We start from the raw sequence: 24,338 nt of genomic DNA, 5'->3' as shown, positions 1-24,338 counted from the left end.
CCGATGTCTGTTTGATTTGGTGCAGATTATGCCACAATTGCGCCTTCTCTGCGGTGTGATTATTAGAGAAGTTGGTAATAGAAGCGGGTAGAGGGTGATGAAGATAAGAGGCAAAGCTGCCGGATAAGGATAACTTCCTTGTTTTTCGCTGATTTCAAATCAATTTGTCGCTGCATTAGGTGATCATGTTATGCGCTTTCATATTGGTGCGGGTATGTTTGGCAGGTAAAAAGAAAAAGGTCGTCTGAAACTGCAAACAGTCTTTCAGACGACCTTTTTTATTTAAAGGAGACGGTCATTAGGATTATTGACGTTTCGCGCCGTAACCACCGATGAGGTGTTCGCTGCCGTCTTGGTTTTTCAGACCATAAGTACCGCCGATTTCAGCAGCTTTTGCACCGTAGAATTTACCGCTCAAATTACCTTTCAGACCTGCTGCGGCTGCTTCAACCGAGCCAAGGAAGAGGTTGCCGTTTTCCCATTTCGCCGTACCTTTCATGTCGTATTTCGCATCAGCTTCGCTTACACGGCGGCCGTTGGCGTCGAGGGAGTGGAATTGGGAATTGGCAGTTTCAAAGCGTACGCCTTTCAAACCAAAATCGACGATGGCTTTAACATCCGCCGTCAACTGACGGCTTTGATCACCTTTCACAACATAGGCAGTAGTCAAGCCGTTGTAAGTTGCCGTACCTTTTTCAGGCAGGTCGGTGAACTTGGTCTCATCGCCTAAGCTTTGATAGCCGTAAATCACACCGGATTTCGGATCAATATAGTGGGCGAAAGTTTGGTAAGTCCAACCGGCAGCGGCAGGATCGTGCATAACGATCTGCGTACCATCAACAAAGCGGATGACGTAGATGCCGTCGAATCGTTTGTCAAATACGGTGCCATCCTTATCTTTAGCAATATACGCAAGTTGGTTGGTATGATTTTCCGCCAATTCAGTTAAATGTTGGCGTATTTGTCTTGTTGAATCATAAATTTCGGCAGCAGCATCTTTAGCTTTTTCGGCTGCATCTTTTGCATCTTTGCTGGCTGAACGTGTTGCTTTTGCGGATGCTAAATTTTGGTTTGCTGTTTGCAAATCTTTCTCAGCACTTTCCCAAACATTTTTAGCTGCTTCAAATTTGGCTAAATCTTTATCATTCAAATTTTGTGTTAAAGCTGTAATTTGTTTATCTAACTGATCTTGTGCTGCGCTAACAGCTTTATTTGCTTCTTCTAATCTAGCTACAATATCGTCATTTCTTTCGCCTTTTTCGGCTTCAAATTTGGCTTTAGCTTCTTCTAGTTCTTTTTTTGCTTTTTCAAAAGATTCAAGTTCTTCCTTTGAAGAGCTGGCGGTTTTGCTAAGTGTCTCAATCATCAGATTATAGGTTTTAGCATTCTGTCGTTCTGCTTGATCTTTTTTTTGCAGCGCTTCAGCAAAAGCATTTGTATCATTGACCAGTTTTTGTTCGGCAGCCGTTAAAGCATTTTTTGCATTTTCAAGCTTTTTATATAGGCTGATAATTTTTTGATCTAGCGTGGACTGTCCAACTTTGAATTCATTATTTGGTTCTTGCCCTGTTTGTTGGCTAACATCACTTTTGGTTTTTCCTCCTGAAAATGCTTTGGCAATGATGGAATCTGTAGTTGTGAATTTAACCTGTGTAGCATTACCTTCTTCTGTTTTGTTATACAGTATGATTTCATCTAACTTAACTTCGTCATTAGCTTTAAAATCTAAGGAGCTAACTAAACCGTTTTGATTATTTATTTGATTGTCTGTTTGGAACAGTTTGTCGTTTTCATTACTACGGCGCAACTGAACATTCGGATTACCTTGCTGTGCACTGGTTGAAGAAATAAAGCTTGTGTGCAGCGGTGTGGCAAGGTTCAAAGCGTCAAGAGGGGATTCATCAATCAGACCAGCAAGGTTGTCAGCACGATTGTTGTGAGGTGCAGGGATTGCTACGGCGTTATTGTCGTTGGTAGCGCTGGGGGTGGCATTGCTTGGGCTGCTGTTTTTAGCAGGGCTGCCGTTGCCGCCTGTGCTGGTTGATCCAGTGGAAAGAGTGGATGCGCCACCGCTGCCACCGCCGCCTCCACAGGCAGACAGGATTGCCGCGCTGATGGCGGTTAAGATGATGGTTTTGATTTTAGTGTTGATTGCAGACATATTGTTCCCTTTTTTGTTGATTGGAATGGTGCTTTTTATCAAATGGCATAAAGTATTATCATAGATATAATTATGACAAAAATAAACTGTTTTTTACATTTGTTGGGATAATTGTCCATCGATATACAGTTTGTGTTTGATTTGTACGACATAAAGGTCGTCTGAAAATGCTTGAAGCTGCCGGTTGCGGTTGTCTGCTTTAATCGGGCTTCGTTTTCAGACGACCTGCCATTACAATCACGTTTTATTTTAGAGAAGAATTTATGCGTCATTTTGTGTTTGTGATTTTGTGTTCATGTTTCCTCGCTGCGTGCTCCACTCCTATGGCTCCTCAAGATATTTCTACCGCTTCCGCCCGTTGGGCGAGTTTGGTAAAGCAAGATGCTAATTTGTACCGTATTGACGATAAGCTTTACCGCAGTGAGCAGCCGGTTGCGGAAGATGGGGAGCTGATTGAGCAACTCGGTATCCGTAGTGTGATTAATTTGCGATTTTTTGATCGGAACGACAATGAAACACATTTAAAAGGGCGCAATTTGATGCTGCTGAACCGTCCTTTGTTGACGTGGAAAATTAAGCCTAAAGATGTCGCGCAAACGCTTTTCTTAATTGAAAAGCAGCAAAAATACGGTCCTGTATTGGTTCATTGCTATCATGGGGCTGACCGTACAGGTTTGATTTCCGGAATGTACCGTATTATTTATCAGGGTTGGTCGGTGGAAGAGGCTAGGTTGGAAATGCAACATGGTCCTTATGGTTATCATAGTATCTGGAAAAATATTGAGAATTTGTTTACCGAAGAAAAGGTACAGGAGGTGCGCGAACATTTGGAACGTCTGCGAAAAGAGGGATGATGTTGAATGTAAGGTAAGGCCTGGATTAGGCGTCTTGGAATGATAACGGTGTTGGTTTTAACTTATCTTTATCATTTTCTTGCGCTTACGGTATGGTGTTTGGCGTACACTTTGCCGGTCTCTTCAAACTAAGAATGATTCTTATGTATCACGGTGAACGCTTTAATGCGTATACTCATTTGATCGGCGCCATGCTGGCTGTTGCGGCATTGGTGCTGATGATTATTAAGGCGGATGATTCATATCGGCTTGCCAGTGCGATTACTTATGGTGTTTGCCTGTCTTTGCTGTATCTGGGCTCAACGTTGTACCACAGTATTCCTCAACCTAAAATTAAGGCTGTCTTGCAAAAAGTGGATCATTGCATGATTTATCTGTTGATTGCAGGCAGCTATACCCCGTTTACCTTGATTCCTCTTAAGGGAGAATGGGGTTGGTCGCTTTTCGGTGTGTCGTGGGGCTTAGCATTTTTAGGGATTATTCAAGAGCTTACGATAGGGAGAAAGAGTGAAAAACGGCTGTTGTCCATGATTATTTATGTGGTAATGGGATGGTTGATTTTGGTTGCTTTATTTCCATTGGTTCAATCGCTTTCATCTGCCGGACTGTTTTGGCTTGCGTTGGGCGGTGTATTGTATAGCGTCGGTATCTATTGGTTTGTGAATGATAAAAAGATTAAACATGGTCATGGTATTTGGCATTTGTTTGTTCTTGGTGGAAGCTTGGCTCAATTTATCTGCATCTATTTTTATGTACTTTAAGAGGCTGGCGGTTTACAGAAGTTATTCTAAGGTTTTGGTTGTAGGGTGGTAACCGAAATCTTATCTGTGATTGAATTTGTTGCAGAATGATAGAAAGATGATGTAAAAAAATCCCCACTGAAAAGTGGGGATTTTGTTTTGCAATTCTTTTGCTTAACCTTTACGGGCAGGTAATTTTTCTTTAATGCGGGCCGCTTTACCGGTCAGACCGCGCAGGTAGTACAGTTTGGCGCGACGAACGTCACCGCGGCGTTTTACTTCAATTTTTTCTACGGTAGGGGAGTAGAGTTGGAAAGTACGCTCAACGCCTTCGCCGCTGGAAATTTTGCGAACGATGAAGTTGCTGTTCAAGCCGCGGTTACGACGGGCGATAACAACGCCTTCGTAAGCTTGCAGACGGCTGCGTGAACCCTCTACTACGCGTACGGAAACGACTACGGTGTCGCCCGGTGCGAATTCGGGGATGTCTTTGTTCAGGCGAGCAATTTCTTCTTGCTCTAATTGTTGAATCAGGTTCATTGTTTTTCCTAAATTATGATTGGATTTCCTGTTGCTCTTGCAAGATTTCTTTTAAGAGGCGGGATTCCTTTGGGATTAAACTGCGCTTTTCCAGTAGGTCTGGTCTGCGCTCCAGGGTGCGCCGCAGCGATTGTTTCAACCGCCATTCGGCTATCAAGCCATGATTGCCCGAACGCAATACGTCGGGAACAGTCATGCCTTGGAATTCTAAGGGTTTGGTGTAATGGGGGCAGTCTAGCAGGTCGTCTGAAAATGAGTCCTGCTCGGCTGACTGTATATCGCCCAATACGCCGGGTATCAGTCTGAGTACGGCATCCATCAGTATCATGGCGGGCAGCTCTCCGCCGGAGACAACAAAATCGCCTATGCTGATTTCTTCATCTACGCTGCTTTGCAACAGGCGTTCGTCAATTCCTTCGTATCGTCCGCAAAGCAGTATGAGATGCGGAGATTTCGCAAGTTCTACGGCTTTTTTGTGGGTCAGCGGTTGACCTTGCGGGCTAAGATAGATGACTTTTGCAGGAACTGAAGATGTTTGTTTGGCTTCTTCTATCGCTGCTTGCAGCGGCGGTGCCATCATAATCATTCCCGGACCTCCGCCAAAGGGGCGGTCGTCAATATAGCCGAGTTTGTTGTCGGCGAATTTGCGGGGATTGATGGCTTGGAATTGCCAAAGGTTTTGTTTTTTTGCGCGACCGGTTACGCCGTATTCGGTGATGCTGTCGAACATTTCGGGGAAGATGGTGATGGCTTGTATCAACATCAGTAGTCTAAGCCCCAGTCGGCGGTAATGGTTTTGCTTTCGGTATCGACGGCTTCGATGTAGTTGGATACGAACGGGATCAGGATTTGACCATGTTCTCCATTAATCATCAAAACATCGTTGGCACCGGTTTCCATCAGGTTTGTGACTTTGCCGAGCACGATATCGTCTTTGTTGACAACAGTCATGCCGACTAAATCTGCCCAATAGTATTCGCCTTCCTCGGTAGGGGCGAATTCTTCTCGGGGGATTTCGATGGTATAGCTGCGCAGGGCAAAAGCCTGATCGCGATCGTCTATGCCTTCGAATTTGACCTGAAGCTCTCCGCTGACGATTTTGCCGGCTTCGAGTGTCACATTCAGTGTTTTACCGTCTTTGCTTAACTGCCACTCAGGGTAGTCCAGGAGGCTGTCGGCGTATTCTGTATTGGCGGCTATTTTGAGCCAGCCTTTGATGCCGAATACGCCTTTGATGTAGCCCATGGCTACCCGTTGTCGAGTGTCGGTCATAGCAAGATTAGCCGGTGATTAAGCAGCAGCTTTTTGTTCTTTGATCAGTTTTGCAACTGCGTCGCTGACTTGTGCGCCTTGAGCGATCCAGTGGTTCAGGCGGTCGGCTTGGAGGCGTACGCGCTCTTGTTTTTCATTGGCAACAGGGTTGTAGAAGCCAACGCGCTCGATGAAGCGGCCGTCGCGACGGTTGTGGGAGTCGGCAACGACTACGTGGAAGAAGGGACGGTGTTTAGAACCACCGCGAGCCAAACGGATAACTACCATTTTGAGTCCTTTTGAGAAAATCGGATAGATAAGAAACCGCTAATTTTAGGATATTTTGCGTTGTTCATGCAAGTTTTTATTTGTTTTTGTTGCTGTTTTGCGGAGTGGTCAGGCTGAGGCGTGCTTGGCACAAAGTGTTGTCTTCTTCGGAAGGTGTGATGGTAAAGCCTGATTTTTCAGCAAGTTTAAGCATAGGGGTGTTGGATTTGAGTATTTGGGCGCTCATGACGCGGTAGCCTTGTTGTGTTGCCGATTGGATAATCAGCTTCATCATTTCCACTGCCAACCCTTTGCCGCGTACGTTTTCAGCAAGCGTGATGCCGAATTCGCATTCATTGCGGTTGATACGGCTGAAGCGGCTGACGGCGACGATGAGGTCGTCTGAATTGCGTGCCGTCCATGCGGCTTCGCTGTGGTAGTCGAGTTTGCTGAAGCGTGCGAGGGTGGGGATGGGCAATTCGTTGGTGTGGGTCATGAAGCGGGTGTAGCGCGCTTGCGGAGAAAGGCTGCGGACGAATTGCTGCTTGGCTTCCGCGTCTTCGGGGGTGAAGGGGCGGATGGTTACGGTTTCGCCGTTTTTGAGGGTAAGCGTAGCAGGATGCTCGGTCGGGTAGGGGGCGAGTACGTTTTGGATGGGGGCTTCGCTTTCGGTTTTTGCGCCCAAAAGTTCGGCGGCAGCTTCGCCGGTATTGCGGAGAAACTCGGCGGCAGCAGGATTTTTGCTGCGCAGGTATTCTGCCGCGGTCTGTACTTTGGCGGCAGCTTGTTCGAGCTTGAGGGTGGCGATATTGGTTGGTTTGTTTTTCGGGGAGGGACGTTCGTCAGCCTGCAATACAAAGTCACTACTGTATTGGTCGCCGTTGAGGTTGAGCAGGATTTCACCGATGTATTGCTGCCGTTGGCTGAGTGTGTTTAAGGTGTGCAGGAGTTGGTTGAGGATATGCGTGTTTTCAAGTTGGGCGAAATGGGCGATGTGTTCAATGTCCAGCGTAGAAAACGGCGGGAGCGCGGCGGTGGTTTTGCCTTGATGGCATACGGTCAGGATGTCGCCATAGACGGTATGGCGTTGAAAACGGAATTGCACCGCGTTATGTGTAGTGTGCTGATAAGTGGGCAGGCACAGGGCTTCGGCAAGCAAGGGTAGGTCTTTTGAAGTGAGGGCTTTGGTAATGTTTCTTGCTTGCGGGGTTTTAAGACGACCTTTTTTAGGCGTGGCGATGCGTAACTGCTCTTTTTGCAGTTGGTCGGCAATGTTTCGGAACGATAAGGCTTGCAGGGCTTGTTCAGGACGGTCGAAATGTAGGAGGTCGTCTGAAAAGCGGCTGCTGACAAGTAAGGGTTTGGCAGTGTGTTTCGCCAGCATGCTCAGAGTGCGGGTCAGATTTTTCTCGTCAGGACTGTCGGTCGGGGCAACGATGGCGAGCAGGGCTTCGGTATTTGCTTTTTGAAGTTGTTGGCTGGCGATGCTGTGGTAATGCGCGGGCGTGGGTGTGCTGCCGATGTAACCTTGGCGGATGTGAGGTTGTTCGGTAGGAAATTGGAGTTTTAGGTTTTGGGGCGCGCAGGTTTCCAGCCACTCGGCAGGGGTATTGGACAGGATGTCGATGCTGTTCAGAGGTGGGAGGTCGGATAAACGTGCATGCAGGGCGGCTTCGAGTTCGCTGCTGCTGAATGTGGCGAGGAAGTTGCAATGACGTGCAAGGCAGCGTAACACGGCTTTTTCAGTGTCGTCTGAACGGTGGGTAACGTGGAGGATGAGCGGGGTGTGGCGGGCGAAATGGCGGATGGCGCTGAACAGGTTGCGTTGGTTTTCGGCTGGGTTATGCTCGATGACGGCAACTTTAGTGTGGCGGTTGTGGCCGAAACGATTGAGCCAGTCGGCGGAAGTGGTGGGGCTGAGCGGATAGTTGAGACTGATGTGGCGCGAAATGCCCTGTCCCATTTTTTGCAGCATGAGGTTGATTTCGCTGCTGACGGAGGCGTGTCCGGTCAGAAGGGCGGTGTAGCCTGCCGGATGGTCGGGTTGGGAACTGATGTTGAGGCTTTGCGATGGAAGCTGTACGCCGGCGGGGCTGCACACGCTGATGTTGAGCTCGTCGCAGTGGTGTTTTTTGATGGCGGCTTCGGCGGTGTGCCATTCGTCGTCGGACAGGCTTTCCCAGTCTTGGATGAGGATGATGTGGCCGAACTGTTTTTTGCGGCAGGATTTGAACAGGGCGTCGTAGCTGTCAGGCGGCGTTACGGCGATGACGAGGTCGGCGCTGCCGGGGATTTTGTTGAGATTGGTGTAGGAGGTGAGTCCGGCAACCGTGCGGTGGCGAAGGTTGACGGGTGTGATTTGACCTTGAAACGGTGCGCTCAGGAGGTTGCTCAGGATGCGTTCGCCCAAGCTGTATGGGCGTTCGCTCGCGCCCACGAGGATGATGTGGTTGGGCATGAAGAAGTAGCCGGACATGGATTGGGCGGACATGGTGCCTCCTTTTCGGTGTGTGGACGCTGCGTTTCAGACGACCTTTCGGACGGTTTGGGTTGGAAGGGGTGTGTGATGAGTGAACGGGATTGGGCGTTCGTGGTTGGTTTTGTTATCAATGGATAGTCTGTTTCGCTGCTCTCGGCATAGCGGAACATACGGACTTTAAATGATTTAATTATTCACTTGCATTATATATGACAAATGGCATAAAAGGTCGTCTGAAAGGCGGGAACGTAAGGGTTTGTTCTTTTCAGACGACCTTTTATAGGCTTGGGGTGTGGCAATTTGTTTACAAACCCCGATGGGCAACATTCATGGTCAAGTGGTTTTAGGATGCGGCTTTTCCGCTTTGCCGTTCACTTTCTTTTTGGGCAGGATAAAGTGCATTTTCAAACCATTCGGCTTGATGTTTTCAGCCATGATTTTGCCGTTGTGCTGCTCCATGATGTGCTGGGTTAGGGCAAGGCCTAAGCCTGTGCCTGGTTTGCTGGCACTGGAATCGGCACGGTAAAAGGCAGTGAAAATGTGCGGCAGTTGCATTTCGTCCACGCCGGGGCCGTTGTCGGTAACGTCCACAATCCAATGCTTGCTGTCTTGTCCGATGTTGACGCGGATGGTGCTGCCTTCGGGACTGTAATTGATGGCGTTGCGGATAACGTTGTCAAACGCGCGGTACAAATAGCCTTCGTTGGCGCAGACCGTGGCATTTTCGGGGATTCTGGGTTCGACCGAAAGGGTAACGGTTTGTTTGTTCTGCTGGGCGATGCTTTGGTTGTCTTCCACGATGTTTTTAAGGAAGGGGACGAGCTTCAGGCTTTCTTTTTCCAGCGGGATGTTGGACGTTTCCAAACGGGAAAGCGTCAGCAATTCGCCAACCAAGGTATCCATGCGGGTCAATTCGCCTTCCAGCCTTTTCAGATATTGTTCCTGCTTTTGCGGCTGCGCCTGAATCAGTCCGACGATTGCCTGCATGCGCGCCAAAGGCGAGCGCATTTCGTGGGAGACGTGGTGCAGCAGGTGGCGTTCTTTGGCAACGAGTTTTTCCAGTTTTTCCGCCATTTTGTCGAACTGGATGGCAAGGTGGGACAATTCGTCGTCGCGGTCGTCCACTTGCTGCGAAATACGGGTTTCAAGTTCGCCGTTTGCCACCCTGTCCATACCGCTGCCCAAGATTTTGATGGGCTTGGTAATGTTGCTGGCGAGGATATACGCCATCAGCAGACCGACGACGATGATGAAGGAGAGGATGATGAATTCGTGCCAAATCGGGGCGAGCGGCAGACCAGGGATAAAGAGCGGGCTGGGCAGGCGTTGCGCCTGATGGCTGTCCCAGCCTTTGATAAAGAAGAGGTATTCTTCGCCGAAACGGTCGTATTCGATGTGCGCCAAATCGGAATTGGGATTATTGATGGCAAACACGCGGGCGCGTTCGATGGTGTGGTTGTCGATGTTGCGGTCGAGGATGTCTTTTTTCTCGTCGCCCAAAATGACGTAAACGGAATTGGAAACGGGGCTGTCTTCCCATTCCGCCAAAATTTCGCGCGCACCGCTGTCCCCGCGCGCCCTAAAGGCGGAGAGGATGCTGTTCATCAAAGTGGTTTCGATGGTGCGGCGTTGGTTGAATTGGTTTTCGGCGAGGGTATTTTGCACCAGCCAAAAAGAAAAACTCGCCACAAAGATTGCGCAGACGATGACTGCGCAAAATGTGGCGAAGATGCGTTGAAACAGTTTCATTGATCTGTTTTATCTTTAGTTTTTAACAAACAGGTAGCCCAAGCCCCGTACGGTCTGAATCAGCGAGGCATCGCCCAGTTTGTGGCGGATGCTGGAGATGTGGACGTCGATGCTGCGGTCGAATTTTGCCAGTTTGCGGTCAAGCGCTTCGATGGACAAAGTTTCTTTGCTGACAACTTGTCCGGCATGGCGCATCAGGACTTCAAGCAGGTTGAACTCGGTGCTGGTCAGCTCAAGCGGAGTGTCTTTGATGGTCGCCTGACGTTTGGCGGGGTAGAGGACGACGTCGCTGACGGAAATGCTGTTTGGCGCGTTGTTCGGCTCGCCGCTTTGTTGCGCACGGCGCAGGATGGCGTTGATGCGTGCCAACAGTTCGCGCGGGGTGCAAGGTTTCGGAACATAGTCGTCCGCACCCATTTCCAATCCGATGATGCGGTCGATATCGTCGCCTTTGGCGGTCAGCATGATGATGGGAACGGTGCTTTGCGAGCGGACGTTTTTCAATACGTCCAAGCCGTTCATTTTCGGCATCATGGAGTCTAATACCACGACATCGTACTGGCCGGTCAGGATTTCGTGTACACCGGCTTCGCCGTCCGGAACGCTGTGGACGTTCAATCCTTCGGCGGTAAGGTATTCGGTGAGCAATTCGGTCAGCAAAGCGTCGTCATCTACGAGTAATACGCGACTCATGGGATTTCCTTTTCGTGATTGTATGCGCTACGCAAACCCGAAATAAACGGGTGCGGCGGATAGTGATGACTAATCTTAACACGCATTTTGAGTTTTTTGATAGCTTGTTTTCCTATGCTTTTGCGCTTTTTTGCATTGCAGGGACGCTGTCTTTACATTTCCAGACGACCCCTGTACCAAATCCCCAAAATGTACCTCGGATTCACGCTAAACATACGGTAAAACAGTTTAGGTAAGAATGGGGCGGGGTGTATCCAAACAGGTCGTCTGAAAGTCTGATTGCGCTTTCAGACGACCTGTTTGATGTTAGAATGATTGCTTGTATTTATGAATGAATCACAAGGGGCTTGTCGATATGTCCTTATCCATTGACGAACAGCTTTTGCCGCACCGCAATGCCATCGATGAAATCGATGCCGAGATTTTGCGCCTGTTGAACGAGCGCGCAGGTCATGCGCACGCCATCGGCGAATTGAAAGGAACGGGCGCGGTGTACCGTCCCGAGCGCGAAGTAGCCGTATTAAGGCGGATTCAAAGTTTGAACCAAGGCCCGCTGCCTGACGAGTCCATCGCAAGACTGTTTCGCGAAGTAATGAGCGAATGCTTGGCGTTGGAGCGTCCACTGACGATTGCCTACCTCGGTCCGCAGGGAACGTTTACCCAGCAGGCAGCCATCAAGCATTTCGGCCATGCCGCCCATACCGCCGCATTTCAAACCATAGACCAATGTTTCCGCCAAGTCGAAACGCGGCAGGCGGATTATTTGGTCGCACCGGTTGAAAACTCGACCGAAGGCTCTGTCGGACGCACTTTGGACTTGCTGGCGGTAACCGCATTGAAAGCCTGCGGCGAAGTCATTGTTCGCATCCATCACAACCTTTTGCGTAAAGGCACGCACGAATTGGGCGGCATCACAAAAGTCTTCGCCCACGCCCAAGCGCTGGCGCAATGCAACGACTGGCTCGGACGCAACCTGCCCAACGCCGAACGCATCGCCGTTTCCAGCAACGGAGAGGCGGCAAGGCTGGTGGCAGAATCAGACGACCCCAGTATCGCCGCCATCGCGGGGCGTACCGCAGCGGATATTTATCATTTGAACTATGTCGCCGAATGTATCGAAGACGAACCGAACAACACCACGCGTTTCTTGGTTATGGGGCATCAAGATACCGGCAGCAGCGGCAAAGACAAAACCTCGCTGGCAGTCTCCGCGCCCAACCGCGCCGGCGCCGTCGCCGCGCTGTTGCAGCCGTTTACCGAATCGGGCATTTCAATGACCAAGTTCGAAAGCCGCCCGAGCAAATCCGCGCTGTGGGAATACCTGTTCTTCATCGACATCGAAGGACATCAAAACGACGAAAAAGTCCAAAACGCCCTGAGGCTTTTGAGCGAACGCGCATCGTTTGTCAAAGTCATCGGGTCTTATCCGGCAGCCGTTTTGTGATGTAGTGTGAATGAGGAAGGTCGTCTGAAAACGGAGATACGGGTTTTCAGACGACCTTTTTTACGCCTCTAACTTGTAGCATCTTCAGTCAGTCCATTGAGCAGCCCATTTTTTCAATAAACGGTAGCGTTTTTCAAATGTCCGACGCAAGGTCGGCAATCCGATTAGCCGGTCAATCGTTTTCCCCAACCCGATAGTAAATTCCACCGTATCCGTCACACAGGTACGCCCTCCAGAAAAATTGAATTCATGCGTATGGCGGAAGGAGCGGTAAATCCCTTTCAACATCAGGTCGGTAAACGATTGGTTCGGCTCAAGCGAAATGATTTCGGCACGATGCCGCAACCAAATCCCGCAAACTCTGTATCTGAAATCCAAAATATCTCCACGCTCCCAGTATTCCTTTTCCGATAACCATTGCACGTCAAACGGAAATTGACAGGCAAATCCGTGTCGGGAAGTGCAGTAGCGGAATATCGGTTCGAGCGGCGCATCCAGCCAGACGCTGTGGGTATAAGTCAGCATGATATTGACCGTTGTGGGTAAAGATGGGGATATTGATAAGAGTGGTGCAGTTGGTATCAGTTCATAATGGCATTGAACAGATGGGTTGGTAGTGATAATGGAATAAAGGTCGTCTGAAAATTTTCAGACGACCTTTATCAAGAATGAAGCAAAGAATTTAATGAATTGTTTTTTTAATTCTGTAAAAGACGTATATGTTTCTCTAATATCTTTAATTTTTCATATAAAATATTATTGCTTGTGTAGGAAGAACTGTTAGGATTAAACTGCGCTCGATGAGAATCAAATCCATTTTCATGCTGAATATCACTTTCTAGACGTTTTTTTTCCTCGTTTATTGCTTTAATAAAATTATCTTTTGATATGTTAAAGGATGTTATTTCATTAGATAGGTTACTTTTGCCTAAAGATTCTCTAATGCAATTGGTAGTCTTTGTTAATATTAAATAAAAATATATAAAATCATAGTTGTCGTAATAATTGTTTATTGTAGGTATGGTTAAATGTAGATGTTCTAAAAATTGGTATCTGTTTAGCAGCCCTTGGAAGTTATAAAACGTTTTAAGATTATGTTCTTTAGAGTCTTTATCTAAACTGAGGCAGTTTAAAATAAGCAATTTCAAAATATCATTGGGAATAAAAGAGCGAAGAATGTTGCTATATATTTTCTCTTGTGGATTAATATAATGATTACTAAGTTTTTCCCTTGATTGTTGATTATCGTGAGAAAAATCATTTATAGTGATCTTATTATCTGTTTTTCCTTCTATATCTTTGGATAAACTTAACGATATAAATTTAAGTATTTGAAATAATATGATAAAATATTGTTTTGGTAAGGGGTTTTGGCGAATATTATCTTTTACATAACAATCAATATTAAATTTCTCATCAATGGTAATATTTGTTAGATCAGATATTTTTGCTTCAATAAGGTTTTCAATAATCTTATTATGCTGCTCCAGCAAAGAAAAAAATGTCGATTCAAATTGTTGAAGATTAAAAATCTCTGATTGGCGGCTTTGTTGTTCTACCTGTTTGCGTTGCTGTTCCGCCGCCTGTTTTAATTCTTCGCGCGTTGCTTGCATTTCCTGCGCTTGTTGATGAATGGTGTAGAGCAGGCCGATAAGGGCTAGAAAGCTGATGATGGGGTTCAGCGTGCCGCCCAGATAGTCGCCGAATGTCCCCCATGTAGCGGAATCGTTGGTTACGGATAAGTTTTTGAAATAGGCGATATACAATCCCAAAATGATAAGAAATGCAGCGACGGCGGCTCCGCCTAATATCCATAATAAGCGATTGGGTTTATTCCCTTTGTCCATGATTTTTCCTTGTGTTATTTCTATCTGGCTTCAGTTAATTTCTGATGAATTTGGAAACAACAATGCCGTAGTAAAGATGAAGGTGGGTCATTATAAGACAAAAGGTCGTCTGAAAATTTTCAGACGACCTTTATGATGAATCGCGGCGACAGGTTCAAATTATTCTTGGCTGATGGGGTCAAAGCCCGGGCAGTCTTCATTGTTTTTTGAATTGCTTGCCCAGAAGATGCCGTCGCTGTTGAGGTAAACGGAGCAGGTCTCGGTGGACTTGTATTCGTCTGTGGGTTTGGCTTCGAGGATGTATCTTGAGGAGGCGGAGTTTACGATTTTTTTATCGTTGTCGTCCGGGCCTTCGAAGTTGAAGATGGAGATATTGAAATATTGGTTTTGAACCAAGGGGGGCAACGCGGGATTGCCTGCTTCGGCTTTTACGGTCGCATGCTGGGCGTAGTAACGCTCGAGGTTTTGGGCGTTGATCAGCAGCTCGGAACGGACGCTTTCCAAGCGTGTTTTGCGGACGTAGCGTTGGTAAGAGGGATAGCCGATCGTCGCTAAAATCGCGATGATCAGGACGACAACGAGTAGCTCGGGGAGAGTAAAACCTTGTGATTTGTTTTTCATAGTAAGTGTCATTGTGTTGTTATATTTATCATGCCGGGTCGTCTGAAAGGTTCAGGGAAGCGGCTGTTGTGGTATTCGATACATGTTGAATTATAGTTCTTTTCTCTTGTTTTGAATGTTTGGATAAATATTGAGATTGGGAAAATATGTAAATACGTTGAAATATTCTGGAAAAGGGTTTTGATTATCTTTATGTAAAACAATAAGTTAAATTTTAGTTTGCTTGGTTATTGTCTTGGCTGGAGTGGATGTTTACAGTAAAATTTGTCCGTTTTCAGTGTTTTCGGTGGATAAGTGTTGGGATTATGCGACATGAATCGGGTGCCGGATTGAACAGATGAAATGGATGAATCAGAAAGTCAGTTATGGCAAAAATTATTAATAAATGGACGGTCGGAATAACGGTTGCGGCGGTGCTCGGGTTTGCCGCGTGGTCTTATTTCCAGCCCGAACCTCAAACCTCTTACATCACGGAAACGGTCAAACGCGGCGACATCAGCCAGACGGTATCCGCTACGGGCGAGATTTCGCCGTCGAACTTGGTGTCGGTGGGCGCGCAGGCTTCGGGGCAGATTAAGAAGTTGTACGTCAAGCTCGGACAGCAGGTTAAAAAGGGCGATTTGATTGCGGAAATCAATTCGACTACTCAGGTGAACACGCTGAATACGGAAAAATCCAAGCTGGAAACGTATCAGGCTAAGTTGGTTTCTGCCGAAATCGCGATGAACAGCGCGGAGAAGAAATATAAGCGCGAGGCGGCTTTGTGGAAGGAAAACGCGACTTCCAAAGAGGATTTGGAAAGTGCGCAGGACGCGTTGGCAGCGGCTAAGGCGAATGTTGCCGAGCTGAAGGCTTCCATCAAGCAAACCAAAATTTCCATCAATACTGCCGAGTCGGAATTGGGCTATACCCGCATCGTTGCGACGATGGACGGTACGGTGGTGGCGATTCCGGTGGAAGAAGGGCAGACCGTGAACGCGGTGCAGTCCACGCCGACGATTATCCAGTTGGCGAATCTGGATACGATGTTGAACAAAATGCAGATTGCCGAAGGCGATATTACGAAGGTGAAAGCGGGGCAGGATATTTCGTTTACGATTTTGTCCGAACCGGATACGCCGATTAAGGCGAAGCTCGACAGCGTCGATCCGGGCTTGACCACGATGTCGCTGGGCAGCTACACCACCAGCACGGACACGACTTCCAATGCGATTTACTACTACGCCCGCGCTTTGGTGCCTAATCCCGACGGCAAACTTTCTATCGGTATGACGACGCAGAATACGATTGAAATCAACGGCGTGAAAAACGTTTTGCTCGTGCCGACGCTGACGATTAAAAAACACGACGGCAAATCGTTTGTCAGCGTTTTGGGCGCGGACGGTAAAGCTTCGGAACGCGAGATTACGGTCGGTCTGAAAGACAGCATGAATACCGAAGTGAAAAGCGGTTTGAAAGAAGGCGACAAGGTAGTGATGTCGGAAATGAGCGCGGCGGAGCAGGCTGAAGCGGCGCAACGCGCCATGCAGGGCGGTCCGCCGAGATAAATAGGCAATAGGTCGTCTGAAAGTTTTGTTTCTTGGCAAAATCCCGCTTTCAGACGACCTTTTCACTCCATACATCATTATCGGTCGGAAACACTTATGAGCTTAATCGAATGTAAAAACATCAACCGCTACTTCGGCAGCGGCGCGAACCGCGTTCATGTTTTGAAAGATGTCAGCCTGTCGATAGAGAAGGGCGATTTCGTCGCCATCATCGGGCAGTCCGGTTCGGGCAAATCCACGCTGATGAACATCCTCGGCTGTTTGGATAGCGCGACTTCGGGTTCGTATCAAATCGACGGCATCGAAACCGCCAAAATGGAGCCGGACGAATTGGCGGCATTGCGGCGCGAACGCTTCGGCTTTATTTTCCAACGCTACAACTTGTTGGGCTCGCTGACGGCGCGGGACAACGTTGCCCTGCCTGCCGTGTATATGGGCATGGGCGGCAAAGAGCGTTCCACGCGTGCGGAAAAACTGTTGCAGGATTTGGGTTTGGAAGGCAAAGAGGGCAATAAACCCAGCGAGCTTTCCGGCGGTCAGCAGCAGCGCGTCTCCATCGCCCGCGCCCTGATGAACGGAGGCGAAATCATCTTCGCCGACGAACCGACCGGCGCGCTCGATACAGCCAGCGGCAAAAATGTGATTGAAATCATCCAAAAGCTGCATAAAGAAGGACATACCGTGATTATGGTGACACACGATCCCGGTATCGCCGCCATCGCCAACCGCATCATCGAAATCCGCGACGGCGAAATCATCTCCGACAGTTCAAAAAATCCCGAAATCCCAGAAAGCAAAATAGAACGCATCAAAGAAAAATCTTCGTGGCTGTTTTATTACGACCAATTTATCGAAGCCTTCAAAATGTCGGTGCAGGCGATTATGGCGCACAAAATGCGTTCGCTCCTGACCATGCTCGGCATCATCATCGGCATCGCCTCGGTCGTGTCCGTCGTCGCTTTGGGCAACGGCTCTGAGAAAAAAATTCTCGCAGACATCAGCGCGATGGGGACGAACACCATCAGCATCTTCCCCGGACGCGGCTTCGGCGACAGGCGCAGCGGCAGGATTAAAACCCTGACCATTGACGACGCCAAAGTCATCGCCAAACAAAGCTACGTCGCTTCCGCCACGCCGCAAACGACCTCCGGCGGCACGCTGACCTACCGCAACACCGACCTGACCGCCTCGCTGTATGGCGTGGGCGAACAATATTTCGACGTGCGCGGGCTGAAGCTGGAATCAGGCCGTTTGTTTGACGAGAGCGATGTGAAAGAAGACGCGCAAGTCGTCGTGATCGACCAAAACACCAAAGAAAAACTCTTCGGCGCGGACGTCAATCCGTTGGGTAAAACCGTTCTCTTCAACAAACGCCCGCTGACCGTCATCGGCGTGATGCAAAAAGAAGAAAACTCCTTCGGTAACGCCGACGTATTGATGCTCTGGTCGCCCTATACGACCGTGATGCACCAAATTACCGGCGAGAGCCACACCAACTCGATTACCGTCAAAATCAAAGACGACGCCAACACCCAAGTCGCCGAAAAAGGACTGACCGAGCTGCTGAAAACGCGGCACGGCACGGAAGACTTTTTCATGAACAACAGCGACAGCATCAAGCAAATGGTTGAAAGCACCACCGGCACGATGAAGCTGCTGATTTCCTCCATCGCCTTGATTTCGTTGGTGGTCGGAGGTATCGGCGTGATGAACATCATGCTGGTGTCCGTAACCGAGCGCACCAAAGAAATCGGCGTGCGCATGGCGATCGGCGCGCGGCGCAACAACATTCTGCAACAATTCCTGATTGAAGCGGTCTTAATCTGTATCATCGGCGGCTTGGTCGGAGTAGGGCTGTCCACGCTCATCAGCCTTGTGTTCAACCATTTCGTCACCGAATTTCCGATGGAAATTTCCATCGGCTCCGTCATCGGCGCGGTTGTCTGCTCGACGGCTATCGGCGTGGCGTTCGGTTTTATGCCCGCCAACAAAGCCTCCAAACTCAACCCGATTGACGCCTTGTCTAAGGATTAAAGTTTCAGACGACCTCCAAACCCAAAAGGTCGTCTGAAAACCCCGTTTGGCTATTGTCATCACAATGAATATATAGTGGATTAACTTTAAATCAGGACAAGGCGACGAAGCCGCAGACAGTACAGATAGTACGGAACCGATTCACTTGGTGCTTCAGCACCTTAGAGAATCGTTCTCTTTGAGCTAGGGCGAGGCAACACCGTACCGGTTTAAAGTTAATCCACTATACACACACCGAGGAAAACCGAATGATTACCCTGCATGTATTGGCACAGTCCCGCGCCCTGCGCATCGTCTGGCTGCTCGAACTCATCGGCGCGCCGTATCAAATTAAAACCTACGCGCGCCATCCCGAAACCCTGCTCGCGCCCGACGAACTCAAAGCCGTACACCCGCTGGGCAAGTCCCCCGTTATCGACGACGACGGATTCGTACTCAACGAAAGCGGCGCGATTACCGACTACCTGATTCAAACTTACGGCGGCGGACGCTTCATGCCCGAACGCAGCAGCCAAGATTACTGGCATTACCAACGCTGGCTGCACTATGCCGAAGGTTCGCTGATGCCCTTGCTTTTGCTCGGGCTGGTGTTCCGCAAAATAGAAAACGCCCCCATGCCGTTTTTCATCAAACCCGTCGCACGCAAAATCAGCGGCAACGTCAAAAACAGCTTTATCGAGCCGCAAGCCGCCCTGCATCTAGCCTATGTCGAAAATGAATTAAACGGCAAAGACTGGCTGGTCAACAACCGGCTCAGCGGCGCGGACATCATGATGAGTTACCCGCTGCAAGCCGCCGCCGACCGCTTCGGATTGGCGGACTATCCCAACATCCGCGCCTATTTGCAGCGCATCGAAAACGACCCCGCCTATCAAACGGCGGTACAGAAAGCAGGCGGCCCGCTGTTGCGTTTGGATAAATAAAGGTCGTCTGAAAAAGCAAAAGTCGGGTCCGGCAGTCCGACGAGATACCGAACACACAGTTCACACAATACATTGCGAAAACAGCCCGAAGGTCGTCCGAATCCACAACATATAATGGATTAACTAAATCAGGACAAGGCGACGAAGCCATAGACAGTACAGATAGTACGGAACCGATTCACTTGGTGCTTCAGCACCTTAGAGAATTGTTCTCTTTGAGCTAAGGCGAGGCAACGCCGTACTGGTTTAAAGTTAATCCACTATATTTCAGACGACCCCTCCCGAAACAGGCATCTCAAGCCTTCAATGCAAGGAAACCTATGGACGTTTACGCAACATACACAGCCTACCCGCAAAGCGGCATCGAACAAATCAAAGCCTCCGCCGGCACGCCTGCCGCCGTATCCGAATGCAGCGCAGGCAAACTCTGGGACGCGCTGCATTTCGTCCTAACCGGCAAAGGCTCGGACGATGCCGACGCGGCAAACCCGTTGAGCAAAGCCATAATTGGTAACATCCTGCGGCAGGACGAAGAAGCGGGCGAACACATCGGCTGGATTGGCGATACCGAAACCGCCGAAATAGCCCAAGTCCTGAAGCAAACCGACTTCGCCGCGCTGCTCGACGGCAAAACCGCAGCAGATTTTCAAAACAACCAAATCTACCCCGATATTTGGGGCGACGAAAAAGCCTTCGCCGAAACCCGCGCAGAATTGGCGCAGCGGTTTAAAGAACTCGTCGCGTTCTACCAAGCCGCCGCCGAACAGCATTGCGGCGTCGTGGTCAAGATTTCATGATTTCAGACGACCTTTTTGAATGGGAAGGGGTCGTCTGAAAAACGGATTCAACGGCGAAAGTCACATGAATAATGGATTTAATTGAATTTTATTGAAATGAGTAATACGAATTACGTTTGTTTTTCCTGCCGCACCGCCGTGCGCCGTCCGAAACGTTATTTCCGCCCCCAAGACAGCAGTTCGCCCCGTTGTTCGCAGTGTTCCAAACCATGTGTGGAGCTGTCGGATAGAATTCCGCTTCCGTCGAAACATAAAACCAAAGAATGGCAGAAATTGCAGCAGGATTTGTGGCGACAACAGTTACAAATATTGGAGATGCAGCAACGCTCCAGAGTCAGATATAAGCATGAACTCGAACACGAAGCCGATCGGTTGGAGCGTAAACTGCAAGAGCCGATGCATCCGCAAACTGCCAAGCAGTTAAAACGTCTTCTGAAAAATTGTTTGAAGAACTTAGAACAAGTCAAATGACCGAGCAAGAACTGGTGTGCCGTTTTCATCAGGCTTTAACCGATATTTCCTCCCTTGCGGAAGCCATTGGCGAACTGCATTGGAAAAGGACTTTTTTCGACAAGGCGGCGCGAACGCTCGAAAACGAATCCATGCCTTTTGAAGAACGGTTGCGGCTTGCCTGCGAACAAAGCCACGTTTTCGGCGGCATGGGTTCTTGGAATGATTCCCCGCCGTTCTCCGCCCACGAACACGGCTTGTCTGATGAATTTGAAAAGACCACTTCGGCTTTGTATGAAATACGTTCGACGGCAATGGCGCATTTAAGGCGGAAGAGCGTGAAGTAGCGTGGGCTTCGCCCGCGAAAACCAGTTCATACATCCGGTTGCAGGTTTTCAGACGACCTCCAAACCAAAGGCTAAAACATGAGTCCCGACAAAGTACGACGAAGCAAGCTGAATACATTGACCGACCTGCCCAATGTCGGCAAAGCCGTGGCGGAGGATTTGGCTTTGCTCGGCATCACGCAGCCGCAGGATTTGGCGGGGCAGGACGCTTACGAAATGTACGACCGCCTGTGCAGTCTGACCGCAACCCGACACGATCCCTGCATGATCGATATTTTTCTGTCGCTGGTTGATTTTATGCAGGGGAACGAACCGAAGCCGTGGTGGCATTTTACGGAACAGCGAAAAGCGTTTTTAGCCGATAAATAAACGCAGCCGATGAGATTGTTCAGACGACCTCCCAAACATTTAGGTCGTCTGAAACCTTAAACCGAAAGACACAACATGCAGACAAAACCTTTTTTTCAGACGGCATTATCCCTGTCGCTCGCCCTTGCCTTAAGCGCGTGCGCCGTCCACAGCGCCGACCAAAACCTCACGCTTGAATCGACGGGACAGGTGATGAGCGCGGCGGAGGCCGCCGAACGCTACGACGTGAACGGCAACTGGTGGGAAATCTACCAAAGCCCGCAGCTCAACGCCCTGATGGCGCAGGCTTTGGAAAACAATATCGATTTGAAACAGGCTGCCATCAGCGTCAATAAAGCCCTGTATCAGGCAAATATTTTGGGCGCGGATTTGGTGCCGTCGTTCAGCGGTTCTGTGGGCGCGTCCACATCCAAAAATCTGAAAACCGGCAGCCACGGCAACACCTTCAGCAGCCAGCTCGGCTTGAGCTATGAATTGGATTTGTGGCGCAAACTCAGTGCCACCGCCAACGCGCAAGTGTGGGAATACCAAGCCACGCGGCAGGATATGGCGAACACGCGCCTGACTTTGATCAACAATGTCGCCGACGCCTATTTCAACATCGCCTATCTCAACGAAGCCATTGAATTGGCGCAAAAATCACTCAAGCAATATCAGGAAATCAACCGCATTGCCGAAGCCAAGTTCCGCTACGGCAGAGCCGATTCCAGCCAGCCGACGCAGGCGAAACAATCGCTGTTGAGTGCGCAAAACAACCTGATTTCCCTGAAAAGCAGCCTCGACACGCAAAAACAGGTTTTACGCAACCTGCTCAACCTCAAGCCGAACGAAGCCATCGCCGCCGACCCCGCGCAATACCGACTGCCGTCCGTCAAAGGCGTGAACCTCGACGTACCGATTACCGTGTTGGTGAACCGCCCCGACCTGCGCGCCGCCGAATACCGCCTGCAATCCTCGCTCCAATCCGTCGAAGCGCAAAAACGCAGTTGGTATCCCTCGATTACATTGGGCGCGAGCTTGAGCACGTCGTCTGAAAAAGCCAAAAGCGCGTTCAATATCCCGCTCTTGGGCGGCTCCGCCACCATCAACCTGCCGTTCCTCAACTGGCAGACCATGAAGTGGAAAGACAAAACCGCCCAAGCCAATTTCGACAGCGCCAAACTCGATTTTGAAAAAGCCCTGACCACTGCGCTGAACGAAGTCAACACCAACTACCTCGCCTACCAAAACGCCCAAGCCGCGCTCAACAACCAAGAGCAGCGTTATGCCTTGGACAAGAAAAACAGCCGCTACTACCAAGTGCGCTACCAACACGGCAAAAACGAGCTGAAATACTGGCTGGAAGCGTTGAGTACAGAATACGGCTCCGCCCAAAACGTATTGAACCAGCGGTACGAAACGTTGAAATACGAAAATATGGTGTATAAAGCGATGGCGGGTCGTTATACGCCGAAGTAGGGCGGTCGGCTCAAGAGATCGTCTGAAAACTGAAAAAAAAAACGGTTTTCAGACGACCTTTTTGGCGGCTTGTCGGAAACAAACCGCCGATTTTTTCGTTTGTGCAGTAAAGACGTCGGTAATGTCCCGCTGCGGTTTAAATTTGCTGTAAAAATCGAAACGCCTCGGAAAAGCAAAAAATTTGAGTTTGGATATCGTTTTTTAGAAATTTGAATTTTATTGAAAATAGCTTGATAAACAAAAGGATATCTGCTTTTTGTGGAATTGTTGGATGCAATCGCGTATAATTTTGCGATTGTTTTATTCTGCAATTTCAGGCAGTGGATTGTCTGGGATGCTTATAGGAGCCCAATACCATGATGATATTATATTCAGGCATTACATGCCCGTTCAGCCAACGCTGTCGCTTCGTCCTGTACGAAAAAGGCATGGATTTTGAAATCAAAGACGTTGATATTTTCAATAAGCCCGAAGATCTTGCCGTAATGAATCCGTATAACCAAGTCCCCGTTTTGGTTGAACGTGATTTGATCCTCTATGAATCCAATATCATCAATGAATACATAGACGAACGCTTCCCCCATCCGCAACTGATGCCCGGCGACCCCGTCATGCGCGGCCGTGGACGATTGGTTTTGTTCCGCATGGAGAAAGAGCTGTTCAGCTTGGTGCATGTATTGGAAAACCCGAATTCCACCAATAAAGAAATGGCGAAAGCGCGCGAAGCCATCGGCAACGGTCTGACCATGCTTGCGCCTGCGTTCACCAAAAACAAATACATTCTCGGCGATGATTTCTCAATGATTGACGTGGCGCTGTCTCCGTTGTTGTGGCGCCTCGACCATTACGACATCAAACTCGGCAAATCTGCCGCGCCATTGCTGAAATACGCCGAACGTATCTTCCAACGCGAAGCCTTCATTGAGGCAATGACTCCCGCTGAGAAGGCCATGCGCCGTTAAAGGCCGAAAGGATTGATCATGACGACATCTACCAAGCCTTATCTGATTCGCGCTTTGTACGAATGGTGTACGGACAACAATCAAACGCCGCATATTGTCGCATGGGTAAACGAACATACCCGCGTCCCCATGCAGTATGTTCGCGAAAACGAGATTGTCCTCAATATCGGACCGACTGCCAGCCATAATCTGAACATCGACAACGATTGGATCAGCTTTTCAGCCCGCTTTGGCGGCGTGGCGCACGATATTTGGATTCCGGTCGGACACGTTGTCAGCCTGTTTGCCCGAGAAAGCGGCGAAGGCATGGGATTTGAAGTCGAACCCTATGAGCCTTCCGATAAAGAACAACTGGAACAGGAAACTGAAAGCAAACAAGAAACCGATGCGCCGGCAAAATCCGGCAAGGTGCTGAAGTTTGTGAAATAGGTTGGAAATGTAAAAGGTCGTCTGAAACTTGTGGTTTCAGACGACCTTTTTGAATGAGGCGAATCAAAGCTATTGCCAATCCTGATCCGCTTGTCTCATCGTTCAAGCATTTCTCGGGTAACTAAGGGAATAAAATCCAAATTGCTGTCCACAGAGGCGGATAGCTTTTCGGGCAGACTGGGAGCTGCATCGTGGTGAAAACAGGCAAGATTGAGATGTAGGAAAACGTTGCGTTGTTTACACCACAGATTGAGAAAAATAAGCCTGCAAGACCTCAAACGGCGTATCGCCGTTCAAACTGCGGTGCGGCTTCACAGTGTTATAGAAATTAACAAAGCGGCACAACTCCTTTCGCCGGTGTTCCGGACTGTCAAAC

25 protein-coding genes and 1 pseudogene are annotated in these 24,338 nt (G+C 49.1%); 14 read left to right on the top strand and 12 right to left on the bottom strand.

The features are described 5' to 3' along the window. Nucleotides 1-304: 304 nt before the first annotated feature. Complete coding sequence (locus AAG834_RS05940; RefSeq protein ID WP_342031567.1) at nucleotides 305-2,161, bottom strand: transferrin-binding protein-like solute binding protein; 1,857 nt, start codon at nucleotides 2,159-2,161, stop codon at nucleotides 305-307. Between the two features lie 263 nt (nucleotides 2,162-2,424). Here AAG834_RS05940 and AAG834_RS05935 point away from each other — a divergent pair, with 263 nt between their 5' ends. Next, complete coding sequence (locus tag AAG834_RS05935; RefSeq protein ID WP_342031566.1) at nucleotides 2,425-3,015, top strand: tyrosine-protein phosphatase; 591 nt, start codon at nucleotides 2,425-2,427, stop codon at nucleotides 3,013-3,015. A gap of 143 nt (nucleotides 3,016-3,158) precedes the next feature. Continuing rightward, nucleotides 3,159-3,776 carry a PAQR family membrane homeostasis protein TrhA gene (gene trhA, locus AAG834_RS05930; protein ID WP_342031565.1) on the top strand — a complete coding sequence of 206 codons (618 nt, stop codon included), beginning with the start codon at nucleotides 3,159-3,161 and terminating at the stop codon, nucleotides 3,774-3,776. Between the two features lie 153 nt (nucleotides 3,777-3,929). Here the strand turns inward: trhA and rplS are convergent, their stop codons facing one another. From rplS to misR, 7 genes are all read right to left on the bottom strand, one after another. Then, the gene (gene rplS / locus AAG834_RS05925) at nucleotides 3,930-4,295 is read right to left on the bottom strand and encodes a 50S ribosomal protein L19 (RefSeq protein WP_003740828.1); all 366 of its coding nucleotides are present in this window, start codon (nucleotides 4,293-4,295) and stop codon (nucleotides 3,930-3,932) included. A 13-nt stretch (nucleotides 4,296-4,308) separates the two neighbouring features. Then, entirely contained in the window at nucleotides 4,309-5,058 is a 750-nt protein-coding gene (gene trmD, locus AAG834_RS05920; RefSeq protein WP_070514387.1) for a tRNA (guanosine(37)-N1)-methyltransferase TrmD, read from the bottom strand. Beyond that, nucleotides 5,058-5,567 (bottom strand): ribosome maturation factor RimM, encoded by a 510-nt coding sequence (rimM, locus tag AAG834_RS05915; RefSeq protein ID WP_070514388.1) that lies wholly within the window; start codon nucleotides 5,565-5,567, stop codon nucleotides 5,058-5,060. Before rimM ends, trmD begins: the two co-directional genes overlap by 1 nt. Before the next feature lie 18 nt (nucleotides 5,568-5,585). Next, nucleotides 5,586-5,834 (bottom strand): 30S ribosomal protein S16, encoded by a 249-nt coding sequence (gene rpsP, locus AAG834_RS05910; protein WP_003740833.1) that lies wholly within the window; start codon nucleotides 5,832-5,834, stop codon nucleotides 5,586-5,588. A gap of 76 nt (nucleotides 5,835-5,910) precedes the next feature. Further along, entirely contained in the window at nucleotides 5,911-8,304 is a 2,394-nt protein-coding gene (locus AAG834_RS05905) for a bifunctional acetate--CoA ligase family protein/GNAT family N-acetyltransferase (RefSeq protein WP_342031564.1), read from the bottom strand. Nucleotides 8,305-8,625: 321 nt separating this feature from the next. Next, nucleotides 8,626-10,041: a HAMP domain-containing sensor histidine kinase gene (locus AAG834_RS05900; RefSeq protein ID WP_342031563.1), complete on the bottom strand. Its 1,416-nt coding sequence runs from the start codon at nucleotides 10,039-10,041 to the stop codon at nucleotides 8,626-8,628. 15 nt (nucleotides 10,042-10,056) lie between these two features. Continuing rightward, complete coding sequence (gene misR / locus AAG834_RS05895; protein ID WP_003740839.1) at nucleotides 10,057-10,734, bottom strand: two-component system response regulator MisR; 678 nt, start codon at nucleotides 10,732-10,734, stop codon at nucleotides 10,057-10,059. 355 nt (nucleotides 10,735-11,089) lie between these two features. Here misR and pheA point away from each other — a divergent pair, with 355 nt between their 5' ends. Next, a complete protein-coding gene (pheA, locus tag AAG834_RS05890; protein WP_342031562.1) occupies nucleotides 11,090-12,178 on the top strand; it encodes a prephenate dehydratase in 1,089 nt (362 codons plus the stop codon). Nucleotides 12,179-12,262: 84 nt separating this feature from the next. Here the strand turns inward: pheA and AAG834_RS05885 are convergent, their stop codons facing one another. The 3 genes from AAG834_RS05885 to AAG834_RS05875 form a co-directional block, all read right to left on the bottom strand. Next, a complete protein-coding gene (locus tag AAG834_RS05885) occupies nucleotides 12,263-12,703 on the bottom strand; it encodes an SRPBCC family protein (RefSeq protein WP_342031561.1) in 441 nt (146 codons plus the stop codon). 173 nt (nucleotides 12,704-12,876) lie between these two features. After that, a complete protein-coding gene (locus tag AAG834_RS05880; protein ID WP_342031560.1) occupies nucleotides 12,877-14,025 on the bottom strand; it encodes a putative phage abortive infection protein in 1,149 nt (382 codons plus the stop codon). A gap of 159 nt (nucleotides 14,026-14,184) precedes the next feature. Beyond that, a complete protein-coding gene (locus tag AAG834_RS05875) occupies nucleotides 14,185-14,646 on the bottom strand; it encodes a type IV pilin protein (RefSeq protein ID WP_342031559.1) in 462 nt (153 codons plus the stop codon). Nucleotides 14,647-15,011: 365 nt separating this feature from the next. On the opposite strand from AAG834_RS05875, the gene AAG834_RS05870 reads away from it, so the two are divergent. The 11 genes and pseudogenes from AAG834_RS05870 (at nucleotide 15,012) to AAG834_RS05825 (ending at nucleotide 23,962) form a co-directional block, all read left to right on the top strand. Next, a complete protein-coding gene (locus AAG834_RS05870; RefSeq protein WP_342031558.1) occupies nucleotides 15,012-16,193 on the top strand; it encodes an efflux RND transporter periplasmic adaptor subunit in 1,182 nt (393 codons plus the stop codon). 96 nt (nucleotides 16,194-16,289) lie between these two features. Continuing rightward, nucleotides 16,290-18,227 carry a MacB family efflux pump subunit gene (locus AAG834_RS05865; protein WP_342031557.1) on the top strand — a complete coding sequence of 646 codons (1,938 nt, stop codon included), beginning with the start codon at nucleotides 16,290-16,292 and terminating at the stop codon, nucleotides 18,225-18,227. A 71-nt stretch (nucleotides 18,228-18,298) separates the two neighbouring features. Then, nucleotides 18,299-18,361 (top strand): annotated as a pseudogene (locus AAG834_RS13800) (transposase); the annotation flags it as partial. A gap of 114 nt (nucleotides 18,362-18,475) precedes the next feature. Then, nucleotides 18,476-19,150 (top strand): glutathione S-transferase family protein, encoded by a 675-nt coding sequence (locus AAG834_RS05860; protein ID WP_342031556.1) that lies wholly within the window; start codon nucleotides 18,476-18,478, stop codon nucleotides 19,148-19,150. 320 nt (nucleotides 19,151-19,470) lie between these two features. Next, the gene (locus AAG834_RS05855; protein WP_342031555.1) at nucleotides 19,471-19,947 is read left to right on the top strand and encodes a DUF1877 family protein; all 477 of its coding nucleotides are present in this window, start codon (nucleotides 19,471-19,473) and stop codon (nucleotides 19,945-19,947) included. Nucleotides 19,948-20,043: 96 nt separating this feature from the next. After that, the gene (locus tag AAG834_RS05850) at nucleotides 20,044-20,418 is read left to right on the top strand and encodes a hypothetical protein (protein WP_342031554.1); all 375 of its coding nucleotides are present in this window, start codon (nucleotides 20,044-20,046) and stop codon (nucleotides 20,416-20,418) included. Further along, entirely contained in the window at nucleotides 20,415-20,744 is a 330-nt protein-coding gene (locus AAG834_RS05845; protein WP_342031553.1) for a hypothetical protein, read from the top strand. The genes AAG834_RS05850 and AAG834_RS05845 overlap by 4 nt, the downstream gene beginning before the upstream one ends. A 78-nt stretch (nucleotides 20,745-20,822) precedes the next feature. After that, nucleotides 20,823-21,113, top strand: a complete 291-nt coding sequence (locus AAG834_RS05840; protein ID WP_039410156.1) for a helix-hairpin-helix domain-containing protein — start codon at nucleotides 20,823-20,825, stop codon at nucleotides 21,111-21,113. A gap of 75 nt (nucleotides 21,114-21,188) precedes the next feature. After that, entirely contained in the window at nucleotides 21,189-22,571 is a 1,383-nt protein-coding gene (locus AAG834_RS05835; RefSeq protein WP_342031552.1) for a TolC family protein, read from the top strand. Between the two features lie 356 nt (nucleotides 22,572-22,927). Continuing rightward, nucleotides 22,928-23,533, top strand: a complete 606-nt coding sequence (locus AAG834_RS05830; protein ID WP_003762636.1) for a glutathione S-transferase N-terminal domain-containing protein — start codon at nucleotides 22,928-22,930, stop codon at nucleotides 23,531-23,533. A gap of 18 nt (nucleotides 23,534-23,551) precedes the next feature. Next, complete coding sequence (locus AAG834_RS05825) at nucleotides 23,552-23,962, top strand: ClpXP protease specificity-enhancing factor (protein WP_070514403.1); 411 nt, start codon at nucleotides 23,552-23,554, stop codon at nucleotides 23,960-23,962. 237 nt (nucleotides 23,963-24,199) lie between these two features. Here the strand turns inward: AAG834_RS05825 and AAG834_RS05820 are convergent. Continuing rightward, the coding region (locus tag AAG834_RS05820; protein WP_342031593.1) for an integrase core domain-containing protein at nucleotides 24,200-24,338 on the bottom strand (139 nt) is incomplete at its 5' end.

It is taken from the genome of Neisseria sp. Marseille-Q2251 (genome assembly GCF_940793045.1).
In the GTDB taxonomy this organism is placed as follows: Bacteria; Pseudomonadota; Gammaproteobacteria; order Burkholderiales; family Neisseriaceae; genus Neisseria.
Note: the sequence above shows the minus strand (reverse complement) of the source record. Positions and strands in the feature narration are given on the sequence as shown.